The sequence below is a fragment of the Gordonia sp. Swx-4 genome (assembly GCF_030316175.1).
Classification (GTDB): Bacteria; Actinomycetota; Actinomycetes; order Mycobacteriales; family Mycobacteriaceae; genus Gordonia; species Gordonia alkanivorans.
In genome coordinates, this window is record NZ_CP128197.1 from 444265 (window position 1) to 466469 (window position 22205).

22 protein-coding genes and 1 pseudogene are annotated in these 22205 nt (G+C 68.7%); 12 read left to right on the forward strand and 11 right to left on the reverse strand.

Features of this window, described 5'->3' with window-relative positions:
• The first annotated feature begins 26 nt into the window (after positions 1 to 26).
• Together PWF70_RS01950 and PWF70_RS01955 are read left to right on the forward strand one after the other, a co-directional pair.
• Positions 27 to 2621, forward strand: coding sequence for a DNA polymerase III subunit gamma and tau (locus tag PWF70_RS01950; protein ID WP_279957163.1), 2595 nt, complete (start codon positions 27 to 29; stop codon positions 2619 to 2621).
• Positions 2622 to 2653: 32 nt separating this feature from the next.
• Positions 2654 to 3382: a M15 family metallopeptidase gene (locus tag PWF70_RS01955; RefSeq protein ID WP_006358958.1), complete on the forward strand. Its 729-nt coding sequence runs from the start codon at positions 2654 to 2656 to the stop codon at positions 3380 to 3382.
• Between the two features lie 82 nt (positions 3383 to 3464).
• Here PWF70_RS01955 and PWF70_RS01960 read toward each other — a convergent pair whose 3' ends face one another.
• Both PWF70_RS01960 and PWF70_RS01965 read right to left on the reverse strand, forming a co-directional pair.
• Complete coding sequence (locus PWF70_RS01960; protein WP_006358959.1) at positions 3465 to 4784, reverse strand: class I SAM-dependent methyltransferase; 1320 nt, start codon at positions 4782 to 4784, stop codon at positions 3465 to 3467.
• On the reverse strand, positions 4781 to 6163 hold the full coding sequence (locus PWF70_RS01965) for an FAD-binding oxidoreductase (protein WP_075863643.1): 1383 nt from the start codon (positions 6161 to 6163) through the stop codon (positions 4781 to 4783). The genes PWF70_RS01960 and PWF70_RS01965 overlap by 4 nt, the downstream gene beginning before the upstream one ends.
• Before the next feature lie 81 nt (positions 6164 to 6244).
• Between PWF70_RS01965 and PWF70_RS01970 the strand changes: the two genes are divergently transcribed.
• From PWF70_RS01970 to PWF70_RS02005, 8 genes are all read left to right on the forward strand, one after another.
• The gene (locus PWF70_RS01970; protein WP_075863560.1) at positions 6245 to 6682 is read left to right on the forward strand and encodes an SRPBCC family protein; all 438 of its coding nucleotides are present in this window, start codon (positions 6245 to 6247) and stop codon (positions 6680 to 6682) included.
• A 68-nt stretch (positions 6683 to 6750) separates the two neighbouring features.
• Positions 6751 to 7617: a pseudouridine synthase gene (locus PWF70_RS01975; protein WP_035754418.1), complete on the forward strand. Its 867-nt coding sequence runs from the start codon at positions 6751 to 6753 to the stop codon at positions 7615 to 7617.
• 65 nt (positions 7618 to 7682) lie between these two features.
• Positions 7683 to 8012, forward strand: a complete 330-nt coding sequence (locus PWF70_RS01980; protein WP_006358963.1) for a hypothetical protein — start codon at positions 7683 to 7685, stop codon at positions 8010 to 8012.
• A complete protein-coding gene (locus PWF70_RS01985) occupies positions 7990 to 8406 on the forward strand; it encodes a YbaB/EbfC family nucleoid-associated protein (protein WP_286352820.1) in 417 nt (138 codons plus the stop codon). The genes PWF70_RS01980 and PWF70_RS01985 overlap by 23 nt, the downstream gene beginning before the upstream one ends.
• 51 nt (positions 8407 to 8457) lie before the next feature.
• Positions 8458 to 9069, forward strand: coding sequence for a recombination mediator RecR (gene recR / locus PWF70_RS01990; protein WP_006358965.1), 612 nt, complete (start codon positions 8458 to 8460; stop codon positions 9067 to 9069).
• An 82-nt stretch (positions 9070 to 9151) separates the two neighbouring features.
• Positions 9152 to 10741, forward strand: a complete 1590-nt coding sequence (locus PWF70_RS01995) for an alpha/beta fold hydrolase (RefSeq protein ID WP_075863561.1) — start codon at positions 9152 to 9154, stop codon at positions 10739 to 10741.
• Positions 10738 to 11298 (forward strand): uridine kinase family protein, encoded by a 561-nt coding sequence (locus PWF70_RS02000; RefSeq protein ID WP_006358967.1) that lies wholly within the window; start codon positions 10738 to 10740, stop codon positions 11296 to 11298. The genes PWF70_RS01995 and PWF70_RS02000 overlap by 4 nt, the downstream gene beginning before the upstream one ends.
• 33 nt (positions 11299 to 11331) lie before the next feature.
• Complete coding sequence (locus tag PWF70_RS02005; protein WP_035754425.1) at positions 11332 to 12072, forward strand: uracil-DNA glycosylase; 741 nt, start codon at positions 11332 to 11334, stop codon at positions 12070 to 12072.
• Between the two features lie 4 nt (positions 12073 to 12076).
• On the opposite strand, the gene PWF70_RS02010 is transcribed toward PWF70_RS02005, so the two are convergent.
• Together PWF70_RS02010 and PWF70_RS02015 are read right to left on the reverse strand one after the other, a co-directional pair.
• The gene (locus PWF70_RS02010) at positions 12077 to 12799 is read right to left on the reverse strand and encodes a type 1 glutamine amidotransferase (RefSeq protein ID WP_035754427.1); all 723 of its coding nucleotides are present in this window, start codon (positions 12797 to 12799) and stop codon (positions 12077 to 12079) included.
• The gene (locus tag PWF70_RS02015; protein WP_075863644.1) at positions 12796 to 14097 is read right to left on the reverse strand and encodes a MurT ligase domain-containing protein; all 1302 of its coding nucleotides are present in this window, start codon (positions 14095 to 14097) and stop codon (positions 12796 to 12798) included. Before PWF70_RS02015 ends, PWF70_RS02010 begins: the two co-directional genes overlap by 4 nt.
• Positions 14098 to 14172: 75 nt before the next feature.
• Here PWF70_RS02015 and PWF70_RS02020 point away from each other — a divergent pair, with 75 nt between their 5' ends.
• The gene (locus tag PWF70_RS02020) at positions 14173 to 15267 is read left to right on the forward strand and encodes an alpha/beta hydrolase (RefSeq protein WP_006358971.1); all 1095 of its coding nucleotides are present in this window, start codon (positions 14173 to 14175) and stop codon (positions 15265 to 15267) included.
• On the opposite strand, the gene PWF70_RS02025 is transcribed toward PWF70_RS02020, so the two are convergent.
• Complete coding sequence (locus tag PWF70_RS02025) at positions 15264 to 16295, reverse strand: EamA family transporter (RefSeq protein ID WP_035754491.1); 1032 nt, start codon at positions 16293 to 16295, stop codon at positions 15264 to 15266. The genes PWF70_RS02020 and PWF70_RS02025 overlap by 4 nt on opposite strands.
• A gap of 98 nt (positions 16296 to 16393) precedes the next feature.
• Positions 16394 to 16756: a thioredoxin gene (gene trxA / locus PWF70_RS02030; protein ID WP_006358973.1), complete on the reverse strand. Its 363-nt coding sequence runs from the start codon at positions 16754 to 16756 to the stop codon at positions 16394 to 16396.
• Between the two features lie 101 nt (positions 16757 to 16857).
• Between trxA and PWF70_RS02035 the strand changes: the two genes are divergently transcribed.
• Positions 16858 to 17742 carry a LysR family transcriptional regulator gene (locus PWF70_RS02035; protein ID WP_006358974.1) on the forward strand — a complete coding sequence of 295 codons (885 nt, stop codon included), beginning with the start codon at positions 16858 to 16860 and terminating at the stop codon, positions 17740 to 17742.
• A 63-nt stretch (positions 17743 to 17805) separates the two neighbouring features.
• Here the strand turns inward: PWF70_RS02035 and PWF70_RS02040 are convergent, their stop codons facing one another.
• The 5 genes and pseudogenes from PWF70_RS02040 to PWF70_RS02060 all read right to left on the reverse strand — a co-directional run.
• Complete coding sequence (locus PWF70_RS02040; RefSeq protein WP_035754429.1) at positions 17806 to 18957, reverse strand: acyl-CoA dehydrogenase family protein; 1152 nt, start codon at positions 18955 to 18957, stop codon at positions 17806 to 17808.
• A gap of 36 nt (positions 18958 to 18993) precedes the next feature.
• The gene (locus tag PWF70_RS02045; protein WP_286352821.1) at positions 18994 to 19662 is read right to left on the reverse strand and encodes a TetR/AcrR family transcriptional regulator; all 669 of its coding nucleotides are present in this window, start codon (positions 19660 to 19662) and stop codon (positions 18994 to 18996) included.
• Positions 19655 to 20848, reverse strand: coding sequence for a thiolase family protein (locus PWF70_RS02050; RefSeq protein WP_035754433.1), 1194 nt, complete (start codon positions 20846 to 20848; stop codon positions 19655 to 19657). The genes PWF70_RS02045 and PWF70_RS02050 overlap by 8 nt, the downstream gene beginning before the upstream one ends.
• A gap of 180 nt (positions 20849 to 21028) precedes the next feature.
• Positions 21029 to 21349, reverse strand: coding sequence for a putative quinol monooxygenase (locus tag PWF70_RS02055; protein ID WP_035754434.1), 321 nt, complete (start codon positions 21347 to 21349; stop codon positions 21029 to 21031).
• A gap of 87 nt (positions 21350 to 21436) precedes the next feature.
• Positions 21437 to 22204 (reverse strand): annotated as a pseudogene (locus tag PWF70_RS02060) (LLM class flavin-dependent oxidoreductase); the annotation flags it as partial.
• Between the last annotated feature and the right edge of the window lies 1 nt (position 22205).

The window sequence follows — 22205 nt, forward strand, 5'->3', positions numbered from 1 at the left end:
TCACGGGTCGCCGGTACTCTCGACGCGTGGCTCTGTATCGCACCTATCGCCCGGCTACCTTCGCCGACGTCGTGGGGCAGGAGCACGTCACCGATCCGTTGAGCCGTGCCCTCGACTCGGGGCGCATCAACCACGCGTACCTGTTCTCCGGTCCGCGCGGGTGTGGCAAGACGTCGTCGGCGCGAATCCTGGCGCGGTCGCTGAACTGTGTCGAGGGCCCCACCTCGCGTCCCTGTGGCACCTGCACGTCGTGCGTGGCTCTCGCTCCCGGCGGTCCCGGCAACCTCGACGTCATCGAACTCGACGCAGCCAGCCATGGCGGCGTCGACGACACCCGCGAGCTGCGCGACCGCGCGTTCTATGCGCCGGCCGAGTCGCGTTATCGCGTGTTCATCGTCGACGAGGCGCACATGGTGACCAACGCCGGCTTCAACGCGCTGCTCAAGATCGTGGAGGAGCCGCCGGAGCACCTGATCTTCGTGTTCGCGACGACCGAACCCGAGAAGGTGCTGCCGACGATCCGTTCGCGTACGCACCACTATCCGTTCCGTCTGCTCGCCCCGCCGGTCATGCGCGGGCTGCTGGAGAAGATCTGTGAGCGGGAGGGCGTGACCGTCGCGCCCGAGGTCTACCCGCTGGTCATCCGTGCCGGTGGTGGTTCGCCGCGTGACTCGCTGTCGATCCTCGATCAGCTCCTCGCCGGCGCCGACGACCAGGGCGTCGCCTACGAGCGCGCACTCGCACTGCTCGGCGTCACCGACGTCGCACTCATCGACACCGCCGTCGACGCGCTGGCGTCGGCCGACGGCGCGGCTCTGTTCGGGGCCGTCGAGAAGGTCGTCGACGCGGGGCACGACCCACGACGCTTCGCGGTCGATCTCCTCGAACGGCTCCGCGACCTGATCCTGCTGCAGGCCGTTCCCGATGCCGCCGACCGCGGCCTGGTCGAGGCGCCCGGTGATCAGCTCGCACGCATGCAAAGCCAGATCGAGACGCTCGGCCCCGCCTCGTTGACGCGCTTCGCCGAGATCGTGCACGACGCCCTCGGCGAGATGCGCGGAACCACGTCACCGCGCCTCCTGCTCGAGGTGATGTGCGCGCGCATGCTGCTGCCCGGCGTGTCGAACGACGACGCCGCTCTGCTGCAGCGGCTCGAGCGTCTGGAGTCGGGAATCGGCACCACGTCGATCCCGGTGCCCGCGAAACCCGCTGAGCCCGAACCGGAACCGAAGTTCGTGCGTCCGTCGCAGCGCAAGGCGATGGAAGAGGCGAAGGCGGCCGAGGAGGCACGCCGCACTGCGGCCGAGGTTGCCGAGGCCGACACCCCGGTCGCCGCGCCCGCTCCGGAACCCACCGCGCCCGAACCGCCTGTGCCGGCGGTGAAGCCCGCGGCGGTCGAACCGGCGCCGGCCGAACCCGCCTCTGCACCTGCGGTTTCCGAGCCCGACCCGGCGCCGCCCGCCGCGGAGCCGGTCGCTGCCGCACCGCCGGTGGACGTGGTTGCCGCCGTCGAGACCGACGACGCGGACATGCTCGAGGAGCTGGGTGTCGAGCAGCCCGCGCTCGACGCCATCCCCGATCCCGACGCGCTTCCCGACCCCGACGCCCTGCCGGAACCCGAGGCGCTCGATCTCGGGGATCTCGACGCCGCCGACGCCGACACTCCCGACACCGAGACCCTCGACACCGAGACCCTCGACGCCGAGGCTCTCGAAGTCGACGCTGCGGCACCGACTCTCGACCTTCCCGGGGCAGAGCCCGAGGCAGAGAACATCGCGCCGGCCCCGGTCTCGGAACCCGTACGCCCTGGCGTCCGGAACGGCGGCACCCCGACGGCACCGGAACCGCCCTGGCGGGCACCCGTGGCCGAACCGGCTCCGGAGCCGACCCGGGAACCCACTGCCGAGCCGGCCCAGCCGGCCTACACCGACGACATCCCGTTGCCGGACGAGCCGGTCGACGAGTACTCGGTCCCGCCGCCCGACGCGATGCCGGTCCGGGCGAAGCGCCCCGAACCGGAGCCAGAACCGGAACCGGAACCAGAACCGGCTCCCTCGGGCGGGCTCGACGCCGACGCGATCCGCAAACGCTATCCGGAGATCCGGGCCGCGGTGCGGGAGCGGTCGAAGAGTCTCGAGCCGATGTTGTCTGCGGCGGTCATCGCCGATCTCGAGGGCACCACGGTGGTGCTCGGCCACCCGGTCGAGGTGCTCGTCGGACGACTCTCGGCACCGCACGCGGTGACGATCATCCGGGAGGCGCTTTCCGAGGTCTTCGGCACACCGCTCGACGTGCGCACCGTGCATCAGGCGCCGGGCACTGCGGTCGCGTCGTCGGCGGCCGGTGGCGCACAGTCCGCGAAGCAGCAGGCCAAGCCCCGGCAGTCGTATTCACGCCCGAGCCGGTCTCGTGACCAGTCGGCGGCTGCGCCTCCGCCGCCCGAACCGGTGGCCGAGCCGGAGGAGCCCGAGCCGCCACGCGCGGACGAGGACATCCCCGACGAGGAGCGGGCCGAGATGGTCGCCGACGCACGCACCGGAGCCCCCGAACAACGTCTCGATCCCGATCAGGTCGCGCTCGAACTTCTCAAGTCCGAGCTCGGGGCACGACCGATCGAGTGACCGTCGAGACGAAGGGCTGGTAGAACGCAGAGATGCAGATCCGATCGGTCCTACGTCTGACCACGGCGCCGGCAGCAATGGCTGCGGCGCTGACGTTGTCGATGGCATGTGCCGAGGCGGCTCCCGTCGACTCGCCGTCGCCGACGCCGAGGCACTCCGTCGACCGGCAGACACGCGCGGTCGGCCTCGTCGACGTGAAGAGCGTCGTCGCGGACGCAGTGCTGGATCTGCGCTACGCGACGACCGACAACTTCGTCGGTGAGCGGCTGTATCCGCCGGATGCTCGCTGTCTGGTGCACGAGTCGATGGCGCCGGGTCTGAGGACCGCGGCCCAGAAACTTCGGGCCGGGGGTCAGACGCTGGTGTTCTGGGATTGCTACCGGCCGCATTCGGTGCAGCAGAAGATGTTCCAGAAGGTCCCCGACCCGGCGTGGGTCGCAGCCCCGGGTCCGTACTCGACCAGCCATGAGACCGGTCGTTCGGTCGACGTCACCCTGGCGGTCCGCAGTCCGGGCTGTCCGGCCCCGCGCAAGATCGGCAACCTCTGTCGCGTCGACATGGGCACCGACTTCGACTCGTTTACCCCGCGTGCGAACGCATATGCGACACAGGGGGTCTCGGCGCCGGCGCAGGCTGCTCGGGCGCGATTGCGCCAGGCGATGGCCGACGGAGGACTGACCGTCTATTCCGGCGAATGGTGGCACTTCGACGGCCCGGGCGCGGACGTGCGCCGGCCGATCGTCGACGTCCCCCTGGTCTGAGCCGCCCTGGCCTGAACAATCCCGGGACCTCGACGACGGGACCCCGCCGGGCATCCGACGGGGTCTCGTTGGTCGAGCAGGCTCAGGCGTTCCACCAGGGCCGCAGGGGGACCTGATGGCCGCCGCGGTCGTCGAGCTTGGTCGCCAGCACGTGATGGAGCTGGATGATGTTGCGGTCGAAGCCGATCCGGCATCCCGCCATGTACAGGCCCCACAGGCGGGCGGTGCCCTCGCCGACCTCGGCCACGGCCTCGTCCCAGTGCTCGACGAGGTTGGCGTTCCAGTCGCGCAGGGTCATCGCGTAGTGCTCGCGGAAGTTCTCCTCGTGGAGCACTTCCATGCCGCCGATGTCCTGGAGCTTGGAGATGATCTTGCCCGAGCCGGTGAGCTCCCCGTCGGGGAAGACGTAGCGGTCGATGAACGAACCCGCCTTGCTGCGGCTCGCGTTGTCGGGCCGGGTGATGCAATGGTTCAACAGCATTCCGCCCGGTCGCAGCTTGTCGCGCATGAAACCGAAGTAGGCCGGGTAGTTGCCGACGCCGATGTGCTCGGTCAGGCCGATCGACGAGACCGCGTCGAAACCGGATTCGGTGATGTCGCGGTAGTCGCTGTGACGCACCTCGGCGAAGTCCGAGAGTCCTTCGTCGACGATGGCCTTCTGGGCCCACTCCGCCTGCTCGGCCGACAGCGTCGCGCCGATCGCGTGCACCCCGCGCTTGGCGGCGTAGCGGACCATTCCGCCCCAGCCGCAACCGATGTCGAGGAGCCGGTCACCGGGCTTGAGGCGCAGCTTCTCGAAGATGAGGCGGTACTTGTTGTCCTGGGCGGTCTCGAGCGACGCGTCGTGGTCGGGGTACACCGCACACGTGTAGGTCATCGACGGGCCGAGGACCCACTCGTAGAAGGTGTTCGAGACGTCGTAGTGGTAGTGGATGACCTCGGCGTCACGAGCTTTGCTGTGGCGCAGGCCCTCCGCGAAACGGCGCCAGCGCGGTACGGCCTCCTGCGGCGGCGGGGCGATCGGCTTGAAGTGTTCGATGCCGAGCGAGCGCGCGATCTGTGCCAGGGCCAGCGGCGACGGACGGTGGAAGTCCAGATCGCTCGCGAGCGCCTTCAGCGCGGGGTACGGATCGCCGGGGTGTGCGCCGATGAGTTCGAGGTCACCGGCGATATAGGCGCGGGCCAGACCGAGATCGCCGGGCGCCGTGACGAGGTAGGTGGTGCCGCGCGGAGTCTTCAGGTTGAGGCCGTACTGGGCGTCGGCCGGGCCTGCGCTGCTGCCGTCGTACGCCGAGATCCGGATGGACAGGTTGCCGCCCAGGAGGGTCTCGAAGATCTCCGACAGGGACATCTTCCCCGAATGGGAGTCCGCACCGATCGGTGCGTCTTTGAATGTCGTCATTGGCGTTTCACCGCTTTCGCATAGAGGTCCAGAAGGCGGCCGCGGGGGTCGTACCGCTTCTTCAGGAGCCGATAACTCTCTCCGCCGTAGAGTTCGTCGAACTCTTCCGGCTCGTAGAAACTTTCCGAGTACAGCGACTTGTGGCCGTCGAGTTCGGCGACCTTGCGTTCGATGATCTTGTTGGTGTGCCCGGGATCGCCCGGGGTGACCGGCACGGCCGACCAGAAGCCGACGTTGACGTAGGCGCGTTGCGGTTCGAGCGGGTAGAGCGGCCACGGGCGCACCGGATCCGAACCCGGCAGGGCCGGTTCGCGAAGGCGCAGCGGGCACAGCCAGATCGGTTCGATCGGAATGTTGTCCAGGAACCATTCGACGTAGTCGGTGGTGTGCTCGATCGGCACCTCGATGTCCTGCACGACCCGTTCGCCCGGCGGGAGGCCCTTGCGGGCGTTGAGGCGGTCGCCGATGTCCCAGCGCTGGTCGAGTCCGATCAGCTTCCAGTAGAAGCTGCTGCGCAGGTAGCGCTTCGGCCACCAGCGGCGGATCTTCGGATTCTGTGCCCCGAACGCCCGTGAGCACCAGAACCAGTCGGTGTCCCAGCGCCAGAGGTAGTCGTGGATGGTGAGACGGTCGGTGGTCTTGTTCTGAACCGACCGGTAGTAGATGTCCATCCCGGTGTAGTCGCTGACCGGGCCTTTCTCGTCGGTCTGGCGTCCGAGCGTGAGGTAGGACTCGTGGGCGGAGAACACGACTCCGTCGAGGTAGTCGACCTGTTCGCCGTCGTAGGTCTTCTCGGTGACGATCGTCTCCATCGTCGCCTGCAGCTCGGCGATCGAGGTGAATCGCACGTGCCGCAACGCGACGTAGGGCTTCACCGGTTCGAGCTCGATGCGCAGACGGACCGAATAGCCCAGCGTGCCATAGGAGTTCGGGAAGCCGAAGAACAGGTCGGCGTGCTCGTTGGTGGGCGTCGCGGTGATGATCTCGCCGTCGCCGGTCAGGATGTCGATCTCCGACACCGACTCATGCGGCAGTCCGGAACGGAACGACGTGCTCTCGATACCCAGGCCGGTCACCGCGCCGCCGAGGGTGATCGTCTTGAGTTGCGGGACCACCAGTGGTGCCAGACCGTAGGGCAGGGTCGCCGCGACCAGGTTCTCGTAGGTGCACATCCCGGCGACGTCGGCGGTGCGGGCATCGGGATCGACCGAGATCACCCGGTCGAGTCCGGAGACGTCCAGTCCGGGATGTGGATTGGCTGCGCGCTTACGGAAGAGGTTCGACGTCTTCTTCGCAAGGCGCACGGTCGCGTTCGGGGGGATGGCACGATAGCTGGCCAGTAGGGCGGACACCCCCTGGTCAAATGCCTGTCCCCCCATCTCCAAGCCAGAGCTCACCCGGTTAGCCTAGGACTTGATCAGTTCGCCCGCCAATCGTTTCGTCCCGAGGAGTGTTCCATCGTGGGTCAGGTTTCCGCATCGCAGTCGATCGACATCACCGCCGCCCCGGACGCCGTCATCGGAGCCCTCGCCGACTACACCGAGGTGCGTCCGGCGATCCTCCCGGCCCACTACCGCGACTACAAGGTCATCAGCGGCGGCAACGGCGACGGCACCGTCGTGCACTGGATCCTGCAGGCCACCGAGAAGCGGCAGCGTGACGTCCAGGTCACCGTCAGCGTGACCCCGGACACCGTGACCGAGCGCGACGCCAACTCCACGATGGTGACGACCTACACGGTCGCCCCGTCGGGCAGCGGTTCGCGCGTCACGACCACCACCACCTGGAAGGGTGCCGGTGGCATCGGCGGCTTCTTCGAGAAGACCTTCGCGCCCAAGGGGCTCAACCGCATTCAGGCCGAGGTGCTCGGCAATCTCAAGAAGCGCCTCGAGAACTGACCCCGCGCAGGAGGGGGCGGGCGCGGCCTTCGCCGCTCCCGATCCGGGACGGCGTCGACTCGACACGGGTGGTGCTGCGGTCCGGGCCGGAATGCACCGTCGCCGAGGCACTGCTGGCGTCGCCGAGCCTCGCGGATCTCGGGATCGAGGAGTTGCACGCGCGTGCCGCGGCCGGCGAGATCGTCGACGCCGACGGGCAGCCCGTCGACCTCGACGCGCCGTCGCGGGTGAACGTCTCGCTCTACCTGTACCGCGACCTGCCCGACGAGGTCCCGATCCCGTTCGACGTCCCGGTGCTCTACCGCGACGAGAACATCGTCGTCGTGGACAAGCCGCATTTCCTGTCCACCATGCCGCGGGGTCGTCACGTGACGCAGACCGCGCTGGTACGACTCCGCCGCGAACTGGGCAGCGACACGATCTCGCCGGCCCACCGCTTGGACCGGCTCACCGCCGGTGTTCTGCTCTTCACGCTGCGGCCCGAGGTCCGGGCGGCGTATCAAGACCTGTTCGCCTCCCGGCTGGCGCGCAAGGAGTACCGCGCGCTGGCGCCGGTCGACGAGAGACTCACCGAGACCGTCACCGTGCGCGACCGGATCGAAAAAACCGCCGGTGACCTGCGGGCCCGCGTCGTCGACGGGCCGGTCAACGCCATCAGCGACGTCACCCTCGTCGAACAGACCGACCGTGGCGGCGTCTACCGGCTGGTGCCGCACACCGGACGCACGCACCAGCTGCGGCTGCACATGTCGTCCCTGGGTGTGCCCATCGTCGACGATCCGCTGTATCCCGACGTACGCCCCGAGCTCGCGGAACGGGCCGATCACGGGGACTTCTCTTCCCCTCTGCGGCTCGTCGCACACGCCCTCGAGTTCACGGACCCGCTCGACGGGACGGAGCGCCGGTTCGTGAGCCGTCGCTCGGTGGTGTCCTGAAATGCCGCCCCTGGTGGATTTCGGCGGCTGACCTCGGGGCGGGCGGCAGAAGTACCCTGGCGACCGTGACCATCCGCGCGTCGTACGAACGACACCCCGACCTGGGCTGCGAGGCCGTCGTGTTCATCGACGACGAGTCGCTGGCGTGTTTCCAGATCCAGCGAGATCTCACCGGCGGCCCCCGGGCCGACGAACACTGCGTCACCACCGGGGCGAGTGCGCCCATCTACGGCGGGATCGTCGAGTGGCGGCGGGTCGAGGACCGTTTCGAGTTCTCTCTCACACGACGAGCCGGTCATCTGTTCGGCGACGAGGTGCTGTCCTTCGAGATCAGCCCGGTCGACGAGGTGAGCGTCGACGACATCGCCGCGCATGTCGATCGATTGTTGCGCTGACCCGGGGGCTACCCTGGACGGCGTGACGCAACCATTCGATCCCAGCGCATTGTTCGGCGGCGGCCAGGGCGGCGAGAACCCGATGGCGGGTCTGCTGGCCCAGGCGCAGCAGATGCAGGAGAAGCTCCTGTCGGCACAGAACGAGATCGCCGCGGCGGAGATCGTCGGGAGCGCGGGCAACGGCCTGGTCACCGTGACCGGCAACGGCACCGGCGAGGTGACCGCGGTGTCCATCGACCCCAAGGTCGTCGACCCCGAGGATGTGGAGACCCTGCAGGATCTGCTGCTCGGCGCGCTCGCCGACCTGTCGCAGAAGCGTGAGCAGATCACGAGCGAGAAGATGGGTCCGCTGGCCGGAGGCCTCGGCGGCGGCATCCCCGGGCTCGGCGGCTGATCGCGCCCGCCGCGCGATCCTTCCCACCACACCAGAGAACCCGGGCACGCGATGTATGAAGGACCGATCCAGGATCTGATCGACGAACTGGCCAAACAGCCGGGGCTCGGTCCCAAGGGTGCGCAGCGGATCGCCTTCCATCTGCTCGCGGGGGAGAAGTCCGACATCGACCGGCTGATCGCCGCGCTCGGACGCGTGCGCGACGACGTCGTGTTCTGCGCCGAATGCGGAAACGTGTCGGCGAACCGGCTGTGCCGGATCTGCTCGGATGCGCGACGCGATGCCACCAAGATCTGCGTCGTCGAAGAACCCAAGGATGTGCACGCGATCGAGCGGACCAAGGAGTTCACCGGTCGCTACCACGTGCTCGGCGGGGCCCTTGATCCGTTGTCGGGGATCGGGCCCGACCAACTCCGTATCCGCGAGCTGCTGCGTCGGCTCGCCAATCAGGAGGACGGCGTCGACGTCAGCGAGGTGATCGTCGCGACCGACCCCAACACCGAGGGCGAGGCCACCGCCACCTACCTGCAGCGCATGCTCAAGGATTTCCCCGGGCTGTCGGTGACGCGCCTGGCGTCGGGTCTGCCGATGGGCGGCGACCTCGAGTTCGCCGACGAACTGACCCTCGGCCGGGCCCTGTCCGGGCGCCGGATTCTCGCCTGAGGAACCGAACGCGGGCGTACCTCGTGAGCCCGGCTAAGGTCGGGGAGTGATATCGCTGAAGCGGGGGCGTCGACGAGTCCGGGTGATCGCGGCGGGGGTGGCCGCTGTCGCCGTCGCCGGCCTGGCGGACACGGCACGGGTCGTGGCTCCCGCCGGGGCTGCGGTGCCCGAGCTGGAATGGACGTCATGTCCCGCCGTGCACGGCGTGCCGGCGAGCGTCCGGTGTGCCGCGGTCGAGGTCCCGCTGAATCACGCCAAGCCGAACGGGCCCACCATCGAGCTGTTGGTGAGCCGTGTTCCCGCACGCGATCGGGCGCAGCGCCGCGGTGTCCTGATGGGCAACCCGGGAGGCCCCGGCGGCGACGGGATCGCGATGTTCAGCCAGTTGCGTGTGCCGGACGAGGTGCGCGATCAGTGGGATCTCGTTGCGGTGCAGCCGCGTGGGCTGGTGTCGGGCACTCCGCTCAAGTGTGACCCGATCACCGGATCGGAGCCCGAAACCTTCACCGCCGCAGGGAAACTCAATCGAGATCGGTGCGAACGGCAAACGCCGGGTGTCGGGTCGACCCTCACCACGGAGAACACCGCACGCGACATCGAGGTGGTCCGTCGGACGCTGGGCGAGTCCGCGATCAGCCTGTACGGCATCTCCTACGGGACGTTGCTCTTCGCGACCTACGCGACGCTGTTCCCCCAGCGGGTGGATCGCATGGTCCTCGATTCCGGCTTCGATCCCGGCGTCGTGTGGAACGCACTCCTGGATACGCAGACCCCCGGTTACAAGGCCCGCGTCCACGCCATGATGGCCTGGATCGCCCGGAACGATCGCATCTACCATCTCGGTGCCACTCCGCTTGCCGTGTACCGGAAGTGGAGCAACCGTGTCAGCGCCGAGGCGGGCGTCCCGCCGTCTCTGGTCGCGCCACCGGCACGGGTCGGGGACGTTCCGCCGGGGCTTCGCGCCGTCGCCGACCAGTACATCGCCGGGACCGACCTGACCGCGGATGCGCGTGCACGGTTCGAGAACTTCGTTGCGACGCTGCTGACACCCGGTTCGGTGCAGGCGAACTCGGGACTCCTGATCCTGACGCGGGCGTTTGCGCCCGATCGGAACCTCTGGCCGGTCATCGCGATGATGACGGCCGGTACCGCCCGGAAGTTCGCCGAGCCCCCACCCACGGTTCTCGAAGCTGCGACGGTCTCACAGGACATGCAGGGGATCGTCCTGTGCAACGAGAACCAGGTGCCGGCCGACCCGTCGATGAGCCTCCCGGCGTTCATCACCGGCTACGTCACCGCCGACCCGTTCGAGGCGCCGGGATTCGTCTACCGGTCGGGGATGGCCTGTGCGGGAGCGGCTCCGGTCACCCGCCCGATCCAGATCCGGAATCGGGGCCTCGCCGTACGGCCGTTGCAGATCCAGAGCATCGGCGATCCCCAGACGCCGTACCGCGGAAGCCTGGTCATGCGGCGGCAGATGGACAGCCACCTGATCACCGTCGGCGGGGGAGACCACGGTCAGTTGGGCCGTGCGAACCGGCCGCTCGACGCCGCCATCGCCGAGTACCTGCGGACCGGGCGGACCGCGGTCACCCGTGTCCCGGAGGCGCCGATCACCGCACCACTGACCACGTTCCCGCCGGGTCTGTCCGCGGGTGTGGCGGTGCGGTGACGGCGGCCGACCGCGTCGCCCCCGAGATCGGTGCGCGGGTCGCCGAACTCGCCGGGCAGCTCGACTCGGGCATCGTCGCCATCGACGGACCGTCGGGAGCGGGCAAGTCGACGGTCGCGGATCTACTGGTCGCGCAACTGCGTGAGCGGGGCGCCGGGGTGACGCTGGTGCGCACCGACGACTTCGCCTCCTGGGACGACCCGGTCGCCTGGTGGCCCGAACTGGAAGCCGATGTGCTGCATTCCTTCGTCCGGCGATGGGACTACCGCTATCGGCCTCGGGTGTGGCGCGACGGTGTCGCGACGCCCGGGCCGCCGGTGTGGATCGAGTGGCAGCCGCTGCTGATCATCGAAGGGGTGTCGTCGGCGCGGCGTCGCATCGCCGACCGGTTGACCCACGCCCTGTGGCTCGACGGCGGAACCGAGGCCGAGCGTCTGGAGCGGGCCGTCGCACGGGACGGCGAGGGGTCGCGCGCCCACCTGCAGCAATGGCAGGAGTTCGAACGCGGCTGGTTCGCGGTCGACCGCACGCGCGAACGCTGCGTCGTACTGGACTGATCGCTCCACCGCCGCTCGCGGTTACTGTCGGATATGGGCACCCGACGGCACTCTCGTGATCCGGGATTCCGTGACCTCGCGGAGCTCGATGCGCTGCTGATCGACTGTCGCGCATGCCCGCGGCTCGTCGAGTGGCGCGAACAGGTGGCCCGTGAGAAGCGTCGGGCGTTCGCCGACCAGGAGTACTGGGGACGGCCGGTCCCGGGCATCGGACCGGCGGATGCGCGGTTGCTGATCGTGGGTCTCGCGCCGGCCGCCCACGGCGGCAATCGCACCGGCCGGATGTTCACCGGCGACCAGTCCGGTGACTTCCTGTTCTCCGCCATGTATCTCGCGGGCCTGGTGAGTCAGCCGCACTCGGTGTCGATGGACGACGGGCTGGAACTGTTCGACACCCGGATCACCGCGCCCGTGCACTGCGCTCCGCCGCAGAACAAGCCGACGGTCGAGGAGCGGGACCGGTGCTCGCACTGGCTGCACGGTGAGCTCGAATTGCTCGCTCCGACGGCGCGATCCGTGATCACGCTGGGCGCCTTCGGTTGGCAGTCGACGCTGCGCACGTTCGGCGCGCTCGGCTGGACGGTGCCGCGGCCGGCGCCGAAGTTCGGGCACGGCGCGTCGACGATCCTGACCCGCGGCGACGCGGTCCTCGAGGTGTTCGGGTGCTACCACGTGAGTCAGCACAACACCTTCACCGGACGGCTGACCGTCGAGATGCTCGTGGACGTGCTGAAAGCCGCGGCGGAGTCCGCGGGGATCGTGCCGGGGGAGTGAGTGCCTACCGCCGCCGGCCGGCGGCGAGGCGTTCCTTGCGCAACCGGCTGACCTCCGGGAGGTCCAGCGGCGCAAGCGATTCGACGCCCATCGCGGTCGCGAGTAGGTGGTCGGCGAGCTCCGGGTTGCGAGCCAGCGCCGGACCGTGCATGTAGGTGCCGAGCGCGCTGCCCTGCACGACGCCCTCGGTGCCGTCGCCGACGCCGTTGCCGACGCCGTGCTTCACACGTCCGAGCGGCTTGGCATCGGAGCCCAACGTTGTTCCGCCGCGGTGGTTCTCGAAGCCGGTGAGCGGCTGCGTGAGCGCGGCGAGCGTCGGTTCGGTGACCAGTTCGCCGATGCTGCGCTTCTCCTGCGGTGCGGTGGTCAGGTCGAACAGCGAGATGCCGTCGACCCGTTCACCGGCCGAGGTCTCGTACCAGTGGCCGAGCACCTGGATGGCCGCGCAGATCGCGAGGACCGGGCGTCCCGCCGCCGCGGCCTGCTGCAGGCCGGGGTAGCGGGTCAGGTGTCGGGTGGCCAGACGCTGGGCGTAGTCCTCGGCGCCACCGAGGGTGTAGACGTCGAGGGAGTCCGGTACCGGGTCGTCGAGCGTGATGTGCACGACCTCGGCGTCGATTCCGCGCATGATGGCGCGACGCTTGAGGACGAGGGCGTTGCCGCCGTCGCCGTAGGTGCCCATGACGTCGGGCAGGACCAGCCCGATCCGCAGCGTCGACTCGCTCACTGTTCGGCCTTTCGTGCACGTGCCGCGCGTTCCATGGCGATACCCAGATCGCGGAAGGCGGTGTAGTTGGCGAGCACCTCGACGCGTCCCGGCGGACACGAGGCGATCGCCGCCATCGGGTCTGGGATGGTGGTGTGCTCGGCGCCCGCGTAGAGCAGGCGCACCGACAGGTCGGCGGCCCGCTCGCCGGCGGCGACCACCTGCATCGTCTCGAAGGCCTCGAATCGCACGTCCCACAGCCAGGAGAGGTCCTCGCCATCGGGAACCTGTCCGTTGACCGCGATGACCAGGCCGTCGGCGTCCTGGTCGATCATCGACAGGGCCTCCTGCCAGCCGGCCGGGTTCTTCGCGAGAAGCGTACGGACGGAGTGGTTCCCGACCTGGTGGACGCCGTAACGACCGGCGACCTCGCCGACCGTCCCGACCGCGGCGACGGCTTTGCCCGGGTCCGCGCCCATCGCGACGGCGGCGGCCACCGCCTGCGTTGCGTTACCGCGGTTGGCCCGGCCGGGGACGGCCAGGGTCAGGGGAGCGGAGAAGCCGCCGGGGCCGTAGATGTTCTCGTCGTCGAACCACCAGTCGGGCGTGGGTCGACGGAAGTTCTCGTCTCCGGTCGACTGCCAACCGTCGCCGGACCGCACGATCGGTTCGCCGGTGCGGGGACAGCTCACCGAGTCGCCGACCCAGCCGGCGCCCGCGGCCACCCACACCACGTCGGGCGCGTCGAAGGCGGCCGAGGTGACCAGGACGTCGTCGCAGTTCGCGACCACGGTGGTCGACGGGTGACGGGCGATGCCCTCGCGAAGCCTGCGCTCGATCAGGTTGATCTCGCCGACCCGGTCGAGCTGGTCGCGCGACAGGTTCAGCAGGACCAGCACCTCGGGATCGACCGCGTCGCTGACGTGCGGTACGTGGAGTTCGTCGACCTCCAGCGCGCACAGTGGCGCGGTGCGGCTGAGGGTGAGGGTCGCGATGATGCCGGCGTCCATGTTGGCGCCGTCGGCCTGCGTGGCGACCTCGCCGAGCTCGGCCATCGCGGCGGCGGTCATCCGGGTGGTCGTCGACTTGCCGTTGGTGCCGGTGATGATCGCGGAGCGTTTGCCGGCGGCGAGACGACGCATGATGTCGGGATCGATCTTGGCGGCGACGAGGCCGCCGATCATCGAACCCTTGCCGCGGCCCGCGGTGCGCGATGCCCAGCGAGCCGCTGCGGCCGCGGCCAGCGCGACCGAGGTGCGGGCGGGCACACGGGTGCTCGGGCGAGATGCGGATCCGGCAGACGATGGACGGTCGGGCATGGCCACGAGTGTTCCACAGGGCGGATGCCCGGGTTGCTCGTGCCGACAGGCGACCAGCAAGTAGGCTCGGCGACTGTGAGCCGCGACACTTATCTCCGCCTGTCCCTGCCCGCACGAATCCAACGTGGCGTGCTACTCGCCGCGGCGAGGATTCCCGACGCCGCGATGGCGGTTCTCGGCCGGCGTGCGCCCGTCAACTCCGATGGTGAGCGGGTGGCACCGGAATTCGTCGCGGTCGGCTGGTCCACCGAGCACGTCCCGGGGTCGAATCCGTTCGCGGGTGAGGTCCACCAGTCGCGCGCCAGTACGGATGAGCTCGGCGCCGCGATGGCCGAGAAACTGCCGCCGATGGCCGTCGAGGAAGACCTGGTCATCGACGGTCCGGCCGGTCCGATCCCGGCCACGCGCTACCGCTCGTCGACCGAGTCGGACGGGCTCGTCGTCTACTTCCACGGCGGTGGGTTCGTCACCGGCAGCCGGATCAGCCACGACACCTTCGTGCGTCGGCTCGCGCACGGCACCGGACTCGACGTGCTGTCGGTCGAGTACCGGCTCGCACCCGAGAATCCGTTCCCTGCCGGAGTCGACGACGCCGTCGCGGCCTGGCATTTCGCCGTGGACACGGCACCGCGGTGGGGTCTCGATCCCGCGCGGATCGTCGTCTCCGGGGACAGCGCGGGCGGAAACCTCGCGACCGTGGTCTCCCGACTCGTCCGCGACGAGCCGGTCACACCGGTCTTCCAGCTGCTCATCTACCCGGTCACCGACGCCACCGCGGAGACCCCCTCGCGTCGTGAGTTCGCGAACGGGTACTTCCTGACCCTGGACGGAATCCACTGGTTCAACGACCGCTACGTGCCGGATGTCGCACAACGCAAGGACCCGCGTTGTTCGCCGCTGCTCGCCGACGACCTCAGCGGCCTTCCGCCGGCACACGTCATCGTCGCCGGGTTCGACCCACTCCGCGACGAGGGCCTCGCCTACGCGAAGAAGCTGGAGGAGGCGGGTGTACCCGTGACGCTGCGCCGAGAGGGATCGCTGATCCACGGCTTCATCAACATGACCCTGATCAGCTCCGGCGCCCGCGCGGCGGTGGACCGGATGTGCGCCGAGGTCCGGCGAGCCCTCGACGAGTCGCCCCGCGCTGACCAGGGGTCGATTGCCGGCTAGCGGTCGCGGGCTGCAGTCGCCGCGCACGCCAGGTCGACGTCGGCCGCCGAGTCCGTGTTCGTGGTCGCCGTGCTCGTGGTGGCTGTAGTCGTGGTCGGCGGCTTCGTGGATGCGGCCTCGGCCGCAACCCGCTGACGTCTGCGCGACCGCGGCCGGGCCATCACGCCGACCGCGCAGCCGCCGACGACGATCACCGCACCGACGATCTCACCGACGGTCGGGACCTCGCCGAGGAAGGCGAACGACGCGCTGATCCCCACGACGGGCACCAGCAGCGACATCGGCGACACCCGGCTCGCGTCGTTGCGGCTCAGGAGCACAGTCCACAGGCCCGCGCCGACGAGGGTTCCCAGGGCGGCCAGGTACACGAGTCCGCCGAGGGCGCGCAGGCCGGTCTCCGTGCCGATCGTCATCAGCGCGTCGAAGCCGGCGGACGGTCCCTCGATGATCAGGCTCGCCAGGTAGAGCGGCGGAGTCGCGACGACGGCCATCCACATGGTCATGCGGAAGGAGTCGTCGGGCTGGGCGAGACGGCCACCGATGTTGCCGATCGCCCAGCTGAGGCCACCGAGGATGGTGAGGCCGATCGGGAGGAGCGCGGCCACGCCGATGTCGCTGCCGGTCGCGCGGTCGACGGCGATCAGGCCCATGCCGCCGACTGCGACGATCAGGCCCACCACCTGTGCGACCGTCATCCGTTCACGCAGGAACAGCACGCCGAGAACCACGGTGAAGGGCGCCGACGTCTGCAACACCAGCGAGGCCAGTCCGGCCGGCATCCCCAGGCTCATCGCCAGGAACAGGAACATGAACTGCACGGTCCCGAACCCCGCCACGTAGACGAGGAACCACTTGAGGCGGACCTTGGGAAAACGCACGAACAGGATGACCGGGATCGCCATGACGGCGAAGCGCAGCGCTGCCAGAAAGAACGGCGGGAAGTGTTCGAGACTGAAGTGGATCGCGACGAAGTTCAGTCCCCACAAGAACACGACGCAGAGGGCGAGCAACCGGTCACGAGTGGACATGACCACCATCGTCCGAGGCGGCGCGATGAAGGACAATCGAATTTAAGCGGAAGGATTGTTCAGATCATCTGAACAATCCGTCCCACGTGCATCGTGGGTCACTGCTGTGCTGCGGCGACCTTCGCCCGGACGTCGTCCATGTCGAGAGCCTCGACCGCGCCGATGAGCTCCTCGAGCTGTGCGGCGGGGAGCGCTCCGGGCTGGTTGAACACGAGGATGCCGTCACGGAAGGCCATCAGCGTCGGAATCGACTGGATGCCGAGGCTACCGGCGAGCTGCTGCTCGGCCTCGGTGTCGATCTTGCCGAAGAAGATGTCGGTGTGGGACTCGGAGGCCTTCTCGAACACGGGGCCGAACATGCGGCACGGGCCGCACCAGCTCGCCCAGAAGTCGAGAAGCACGATGCCGTCGGCCTCGATGGTGGGTTGAAAGGTTTCCAGGGTCACGTCTTGTGTTGCCATGATCGGCACAACCGATTCGGGGGCGGAGACATTCCTTGTCGGCGGCTCGGCTCACCTCGCACCTGAGCAGGACCCGACCGGTTTGTCGGTACCTTTGGCCCATGGAGGTCCGCCGACTGCGATTGCTGCGTGAGTTCGCCGATCGTGAGTCGATCGGTGCGGTCGCCGACGCGATGCACATGACGCCGTCGGCGGTGTCACAGCAACTGAAGGTCCTCGCCGACGAGGCCGGCGTCCCGCTGTTCGAACCCGACGGTCGGCGCATCCGGCTGACCGAGGCGGGCCGCGCGCTGGTCTTGCGCGCCGACGAGGTGATCGCCGCCGTCGAACGGGCCCAGGAGGAGATGGCGTCGTATCGGTCGGGCCGGGCCCGCGTCCGGCTCGCGATGTTCCCGTCGGGTTCGACACTGTTGCTGCCGACCGTCCTCGATCGCGCCGCCGAATCCGGGATCGAGGTGCATGCCTTCCACCTCGACGTCGGATATCCGGATGCGGCACCTGCTCTCGCCGACTTCGACGTCGTCGTGACACACCGGGACGAGCGGACACCTGCGGTCAACCAGTCGCGCGTGTGGGTTGCCGAGCTGATGCGCGAGCCGGTCGACGTGATCGTCCCCGCCGACAGTCCGCTCGCCGACGCCGACGAGGTGGCGGTGTCCGAGCTCGCCGAGCACGATTGGATCAGCGTCGAGGGTGGGTTCCCGGTCGACGATGTGCTGCAATCCATTTCGGCGGTAACGGGGGTGGCGCCGCGTGTCACCCAGCGCATGCTGGACTTCACCACCATCGAGGCCCTCGTCGCCGGCGGCCACGGGATCGCGTTGATGCCGCGGTTCGCGGTCCGTCACCCGGGTGTGAAGCGGCTGGAACTCAAGGGCGTTCGCGCGGCACGCGTGTACGAGGCCCTCTCGCGGCCCCGCTCCCGGACGGCGGTTGCGCAGGTCGTCGAGCTTCTGATGGCCACGGGCGCCGACCACGGTCAGTGATCGAAAAAGACCGGTGGCCCACGCATTTCGCGTGAGCCACCGGCCTGGTTCGTGTCCTGAGGATCAGACGCCCAGGCTCTTGCCGACGATGTCCTTCATGATCTCGGTGGTGCCACCGAAGATCGTCTGGATGCGGGCATCGGTGTAGGCGCGGGCCACGCGGTACTCGTTCATGTAGCCGTAGCCGCCGTGCAGCTGCAGGCAGCTGTCGATGACACGCTTGGCGAGCTCGGTGCACCACCACTTGTTCTTGGAGGCGTCGATGGCGTCGAGTTCACCGTCGAGCACACCCTGGAGGCAGCGGTCGATGTAGACCTCGGCGATGTCCAGCTCGGTGGCCATCTCGGCGAGCGTGAAGCGGTTCGCCTGGAAGGTGCCGATGGGACGACCGAATGCCTTGCGGTCCTTGGTGTACTGCAGGGTCTCCTCGAAGATCGCGCGTGCGCCGGCGATCGCGCCGATGCCGATCGACAGACGCTCGGACGGGAGGTTCTGCATGAGGTGGTAGAAGCCCATGCCCTCCTGGCCGAGCAGGTTCTCGACCGGGACGCGCACGTTGTTGAAGTGCAGCTCGGCGGTGTCCTGCGCCTTGAGGCCCATCTTGTCGAGCTTGCGACCGCGCTCGAAGCCCTCCATGCCGCGCTCGACGACCAGCAGCGAGAACGCCTTGTGGCCGGCCGCGGGGTCCGGGTTGGTGCGGCACACGACCACCACGAGGTCGGAGTTGATACCCGACGAGATGAAGGTCTTGTTGCCGTTGAGGACGTAGTGATCACCCTCCAGCTTCGCCGAGGTCTTGATGCCGGCGAGGTCCGAACCGGCACCGGGTTCGGTCATCGCTACGGCGAGGATCGTCTCACCGGTGGCGATACCCGGCATCCAACGCTTCTTCTGCTCGTCGTTGGCAAGGTGCACGAAGTACGGTGCGACGACGTCGTTCTGGAGGCTCAGGCCGGGTGCAGCACCGTCGAACTTGGCGAACTCCTCGACGACGACCGCGTTGAAGCGGAAGTCGTCCATCGCGCCGCCGCCGCCGTACTCCTCCGGGATGTTGAAGCCCAGGAGGCCCGCGTCGCCGGCCTTCTTGAAGATCTCACGGTCGACCTGACCGGCCTTGGTCCATTCCTCGTTGTACGGACCGCACTCGCGGATCAAGAAGTTGCGCGCGGTTACCCGCAGGGCCTCGTGCTCGTCTTCGAAGATCTTGCGTTTCATGGACTTTCTCCCTTTCGTGGACCGGAAACAGTGGTGTCAGTCGTCGTTCTTCGTACTCTGCGCACCCACGACCCGCAGTGCGATCAGGGCGTAGGATGCCGCGACCTCTGCGGGTGTGCGAGCACCGGACGGGCGGTACCAGGTGGTGACTGCCTGGCAGGCGCCGAACAGGTAGCGCAGGAGGTCCTTGACGTCCTGGTCGAATCGGAACTCGCCCGAGTCCAGGCCTGCCTGGATGACGTCGGCGAGCATGTTCTCGGTCTCGGTCCGCATCGCGATGTAGGGCTCGCGCCGCGGGTCCTCCGGATCGAGATGACGGAACTCGCTTGCGACACTGGCCAACTCGAGATCGCTGGTCATGTGCAGGACGATGGACTCGATCGCGTTCGACAGCTTCTCGCTCGGCGTACGTCCTTCCTCGATCGCTGCTCCGACCCAGGCGAGGACCGACGTCATCGCCGCTTCGAGCAACTCCACGAGGATGCCGAGTTTGTTGTCGTGGTGGTAGTAGAGCGTCGGTAGTGAAACCCCGGCGCGCGACGCGATGTCGCGGATCGAGGTGCCGTGGAACCCGCGCTCGTAGAAGGCGCGCTTCGCCGCGTCCAGGGTGGTCGGCAGTGGCACGTTGTCGCGCCGTCGCCAGTCCAGTCCCTCGGTGTCGACCGTGAACCGTTTCCCGGCAGCGGCTTTCGCTGCGTCAGACACGTTCGATGATGGTGGCGTTGGCCATTCCCGCGCCCTCGCACATGGTCTGGAGACCGTAGCGGCCGCCGGTGACCTCGAGATGGTTGACCAGGGTGCTCAGCAGGCGGGTGCCGGAGGAGCCGAGTGCGTGACCCAGCGAGATGGCGCCACCGCGCGGGTTCAGCTTGGCCGGATCGGCGCCGAACTCCTGGGCCCAGGCCATCGGCACCGACGCGAACGCCTCGTTGACCTCGTAGGCGTCGATGTCGTCGATGGACAGGCCTGAACGTTCGAGGATCTTGTGGGTCGCGGGAATCGGCGCGGTCAGCATGAAGATCGGGTCGTCGCCGGCAACCGAGAACGAGTGGAAGCGGGCGCGTGGGGTCAGTCCCAACTTCGACGCCATCGTGTCGCTCATGATCAGGGCGCCCGACGCGCCGTCGGTGAGCGGCGAGGAGTTGCCCGGCGTGATGTGCCAGTTGATCTCGGGGAACCGCTCGGCCAGCGCCTCGTTGTAGAACGACGGCTTCAGGCCGGAGAGGCCGTCGGCGGTGGTGGAGGCGCGCACGGTCTCGTCGACCTTGTGGGTGAACGTCTTGCCCTCGGCGTCGACCACATCGATCGGCAGGACCTCACGGTCGAAGAAGCCGTCGGCGGCGGCGGCCGCGGCGCGCTGATGCGACCGGGCGGCGAAGGCGTCGAGTTCCGCACGGTCGAATTTCCACTTGGCGGCGACCAGTTCGGCCGAGATGCCCTGGTTGACAAGCCCTTCGGGGTAACGGGCCGCGATGCTGGGACCGTACGGGCTGCGGCCTGCGGTGGAGAAGCCCATCGGCACGCGACTCATCGACTCGACACCGGCGGCGATGACGACGTCGTACGCGCCGGCGATGATGCCCTGCGCGGCGAAGTGTGCCGCCTGCTGGCTCGAACCGCACTGGCGGTCGACGGTCGTCGCGGGGACGGACTCGGGGAAACCGGCCGACAGCAGGGCCGAACGCGAGATGTTGAGAGCCTGCTCGCCGGCCTGGCCGACGCAGCCGCCGATCACGTCGTCGACGATCGCGGGGTCGATGTCGTTGCGCTCGACGAGTGAACGCAGCACGTGGGCGAGCAGCTCGACCGGCTTGGTCTCCGACAGGGCGCCGCCCGGCTTGCCCCTCCCGGATGCAAGGCGGACGACGTCGACGATGACGGCTTCGGGCATAGAGGTTTCCTCCCCGTGTGGTGTCGCGAACCAGTGCGGACCCGGCATGGCGCCCATCACTTTATCTAACGATCGTTATACAGGTCTAGCACGCACCTGTCCGCTGAATCAACAGGCGCGAAGATGCGAACGCCCTCGCCCGGTCGGGATCGGGGGCGAGGGCGTCGTCGGTTCAGCGGGTCAGATCGCGCCCTTGTCGGCGTCACCTGCGGGAACGGCGGAGAACGTCTTCACGTCGAGCGGGCCGGCCAGCAGCGGCCCGATTTTCTTGCCGAGCTCGGTCAGCGCCGGTGCGCCGCCGTGGGTGGCCAGCGCCTCGAAGGATTCCCAGCGCTCGATCATGACCAGATCGGTGGAGTCGCCAGTGGCTTCGTGCAGTGCGTACTTGCCGCAGCCGGGCTCGCTGTGCACCTCGGGGATGGCGGCCAGCACCGCGTCGCGGACGGCCTGCTCCTCGCCCGGCTTCGGCGAGATGGTGGCGACGACGATCACTTCGGACATGGGTGAGTACTCCTCGGAACGGGGATGGGGATCGTCCGTGACGTTATGGCAGTGCGGCCGGTCGCGTGGCGATTTGGGTGTTCTCGGTCAGCGCCAGCCGAGCGCGGGCGCGACGTGGGTGAGGATCGACTCGATGACATGAGCGTTGTACTCGACGCCGAGCTGGTTGGGCACGGTCAGCAGCAGGGTGTCCGCCGCGGCGATCGCCTCGTCCTCGCGGAGCTGCTCGATGAGCTTGTCCGGCTCGTCGGCATAACTGCGACCGAACCGCGCGACGCTGTTGTCGATGACGCCCACCTGGTCGGATTCGTCGCCGCCGCGTCCGAAGTAGGCCCGGTCACGGTCGTCGACGAGTGCGAAGATGCTGCGGCTCACCGAGACCCGCGGTTCGTGCGGGTGGCCGGCGTCGGCCCATGCCTTGCGGAAACGGTGGATCTGCTCGGCCTGCAACTGATGGAACGGGACGCCGGTGTCCTCGGTCAGCAGCGTCGACGACATCAGGTTCATGCCCTGTTGCGCAGTCCATTCGGCGGTGGCACGGGTGCCGGCACCCCACCAGATGCGGTCGCGGAGGCCGGGTGACTGCGGCTCGATCGGCAGCAGTCCGGGCGGGTTCGGGAACATGGGCCGCGGGTTGGGGCGGGCGAAGCCGCCGCCCTCGATGACGCGGAGGAACACCTCGGTGTGCTGGCGGGCCATGTCGGCGTCGGTGGAACCCTCCGGCGGGACGTAGCCGAAGTACTTGTAACCCTCGAGGACCTGCTCGGGCGATCCACGGCTGATGCCGAGTTGCAGACGCCCGCCGGCGATGAGGTCGGCGGCACCCGCGTCCTCGGCCATGTACAGCGGGTTCTCC

Bases quoted from the DNA above. Each gene is read 5' to 3' on its own strand.
- PWF70_RS01955 (WP_006358958.1), top strand. From the start codon at position 2,654: ATGCAGATCCGATCGGTCCTACGTCTGACCACGGCGCCGGCAGCAATG.
- recR (WP_006358965.1), top strand. From the start codon at position 8,458: ATGTATGAAGGACCGATCCAGGATCTGATCGACGAACTGGCCAAACAG.
- trxA (WP_006358973.1), bottom strand. From the start codon at position 16,756: ATGGCAACACAAGACGTGACCCTGGAAACCTTTCAACCCACCATCGAG.
- PWF70_RS01985 (WP_286352820.1), top strand. From the start codon at position 7,990: ATGTCGATCGATTGTTGCGCTGACCCGGGGGCTACCCTGGACGGCGTG.
- PWF70_RS02015 (WP_075863644.1), bottom strand. From the start codon at position 14,097: ATGCCCGACCGTCCATCGTCTGCCGGATCCGCATCTCGCCCGAGCACC.
- PWF70_RS02025 (WP_035754491.1), bottom strand. From the start codon at position 16,295: ATGTCCACTCGTGACCGGTTGCTCGCCCTCTGCGTCGTGTTCTTGTGG.
- PWF70_RS02040 (WP_035754429.1), bottom strand. From the start codon at position 18,957: ATGAAACGCAAGATCTTCGAAGACGAGCACGAGGCCCTGCGGGTAACC.
- PWF70_RS02035 (WP_006358974.1), top strand. From the start codon at position 16,858: ATGGAGGTCCGCCGACTGCGATTGCTGCGTGAGTTCGCCGATCGTGAG.
- PWF70_RS02005 (WP_035754425.1), top strand. From the start codon at position 11,332: ATGGGCACCCGACGGCACTCTCGTGATCCGGGATTCCGTGACCTCGCG.
- PWF70_RS02055 (WP_035754434.1), bottom strand. From the start codon at position 21,349: ATGTCCGAAGTGATCGTCGTCGCCACCATCTCGCCGAAGCCGGGCGAG.
- PWF70_RS01965 (WP_075863643.1), bottom strand. From the start codon at position 6,163: ATGGGGGGACAGGCATTTGACCAGGGGGTGTCCGCCCTACTGGCCAGC.
- PWF70_RS01960 (WP_006358959.1), bottom strand. From the start codon at position 4,784: ATGACGACATTCAAAGACGCACCGATCGGTGCGGACTCCCATTCGGGG.
- PWF70_RS02050 (WP_035754433.1), bottom strand. From the start codon at position 20,848: ATGCCCGAAGCCGTCATCGTCGACGTCGTCCGCCTTGCATCCGGGAGG.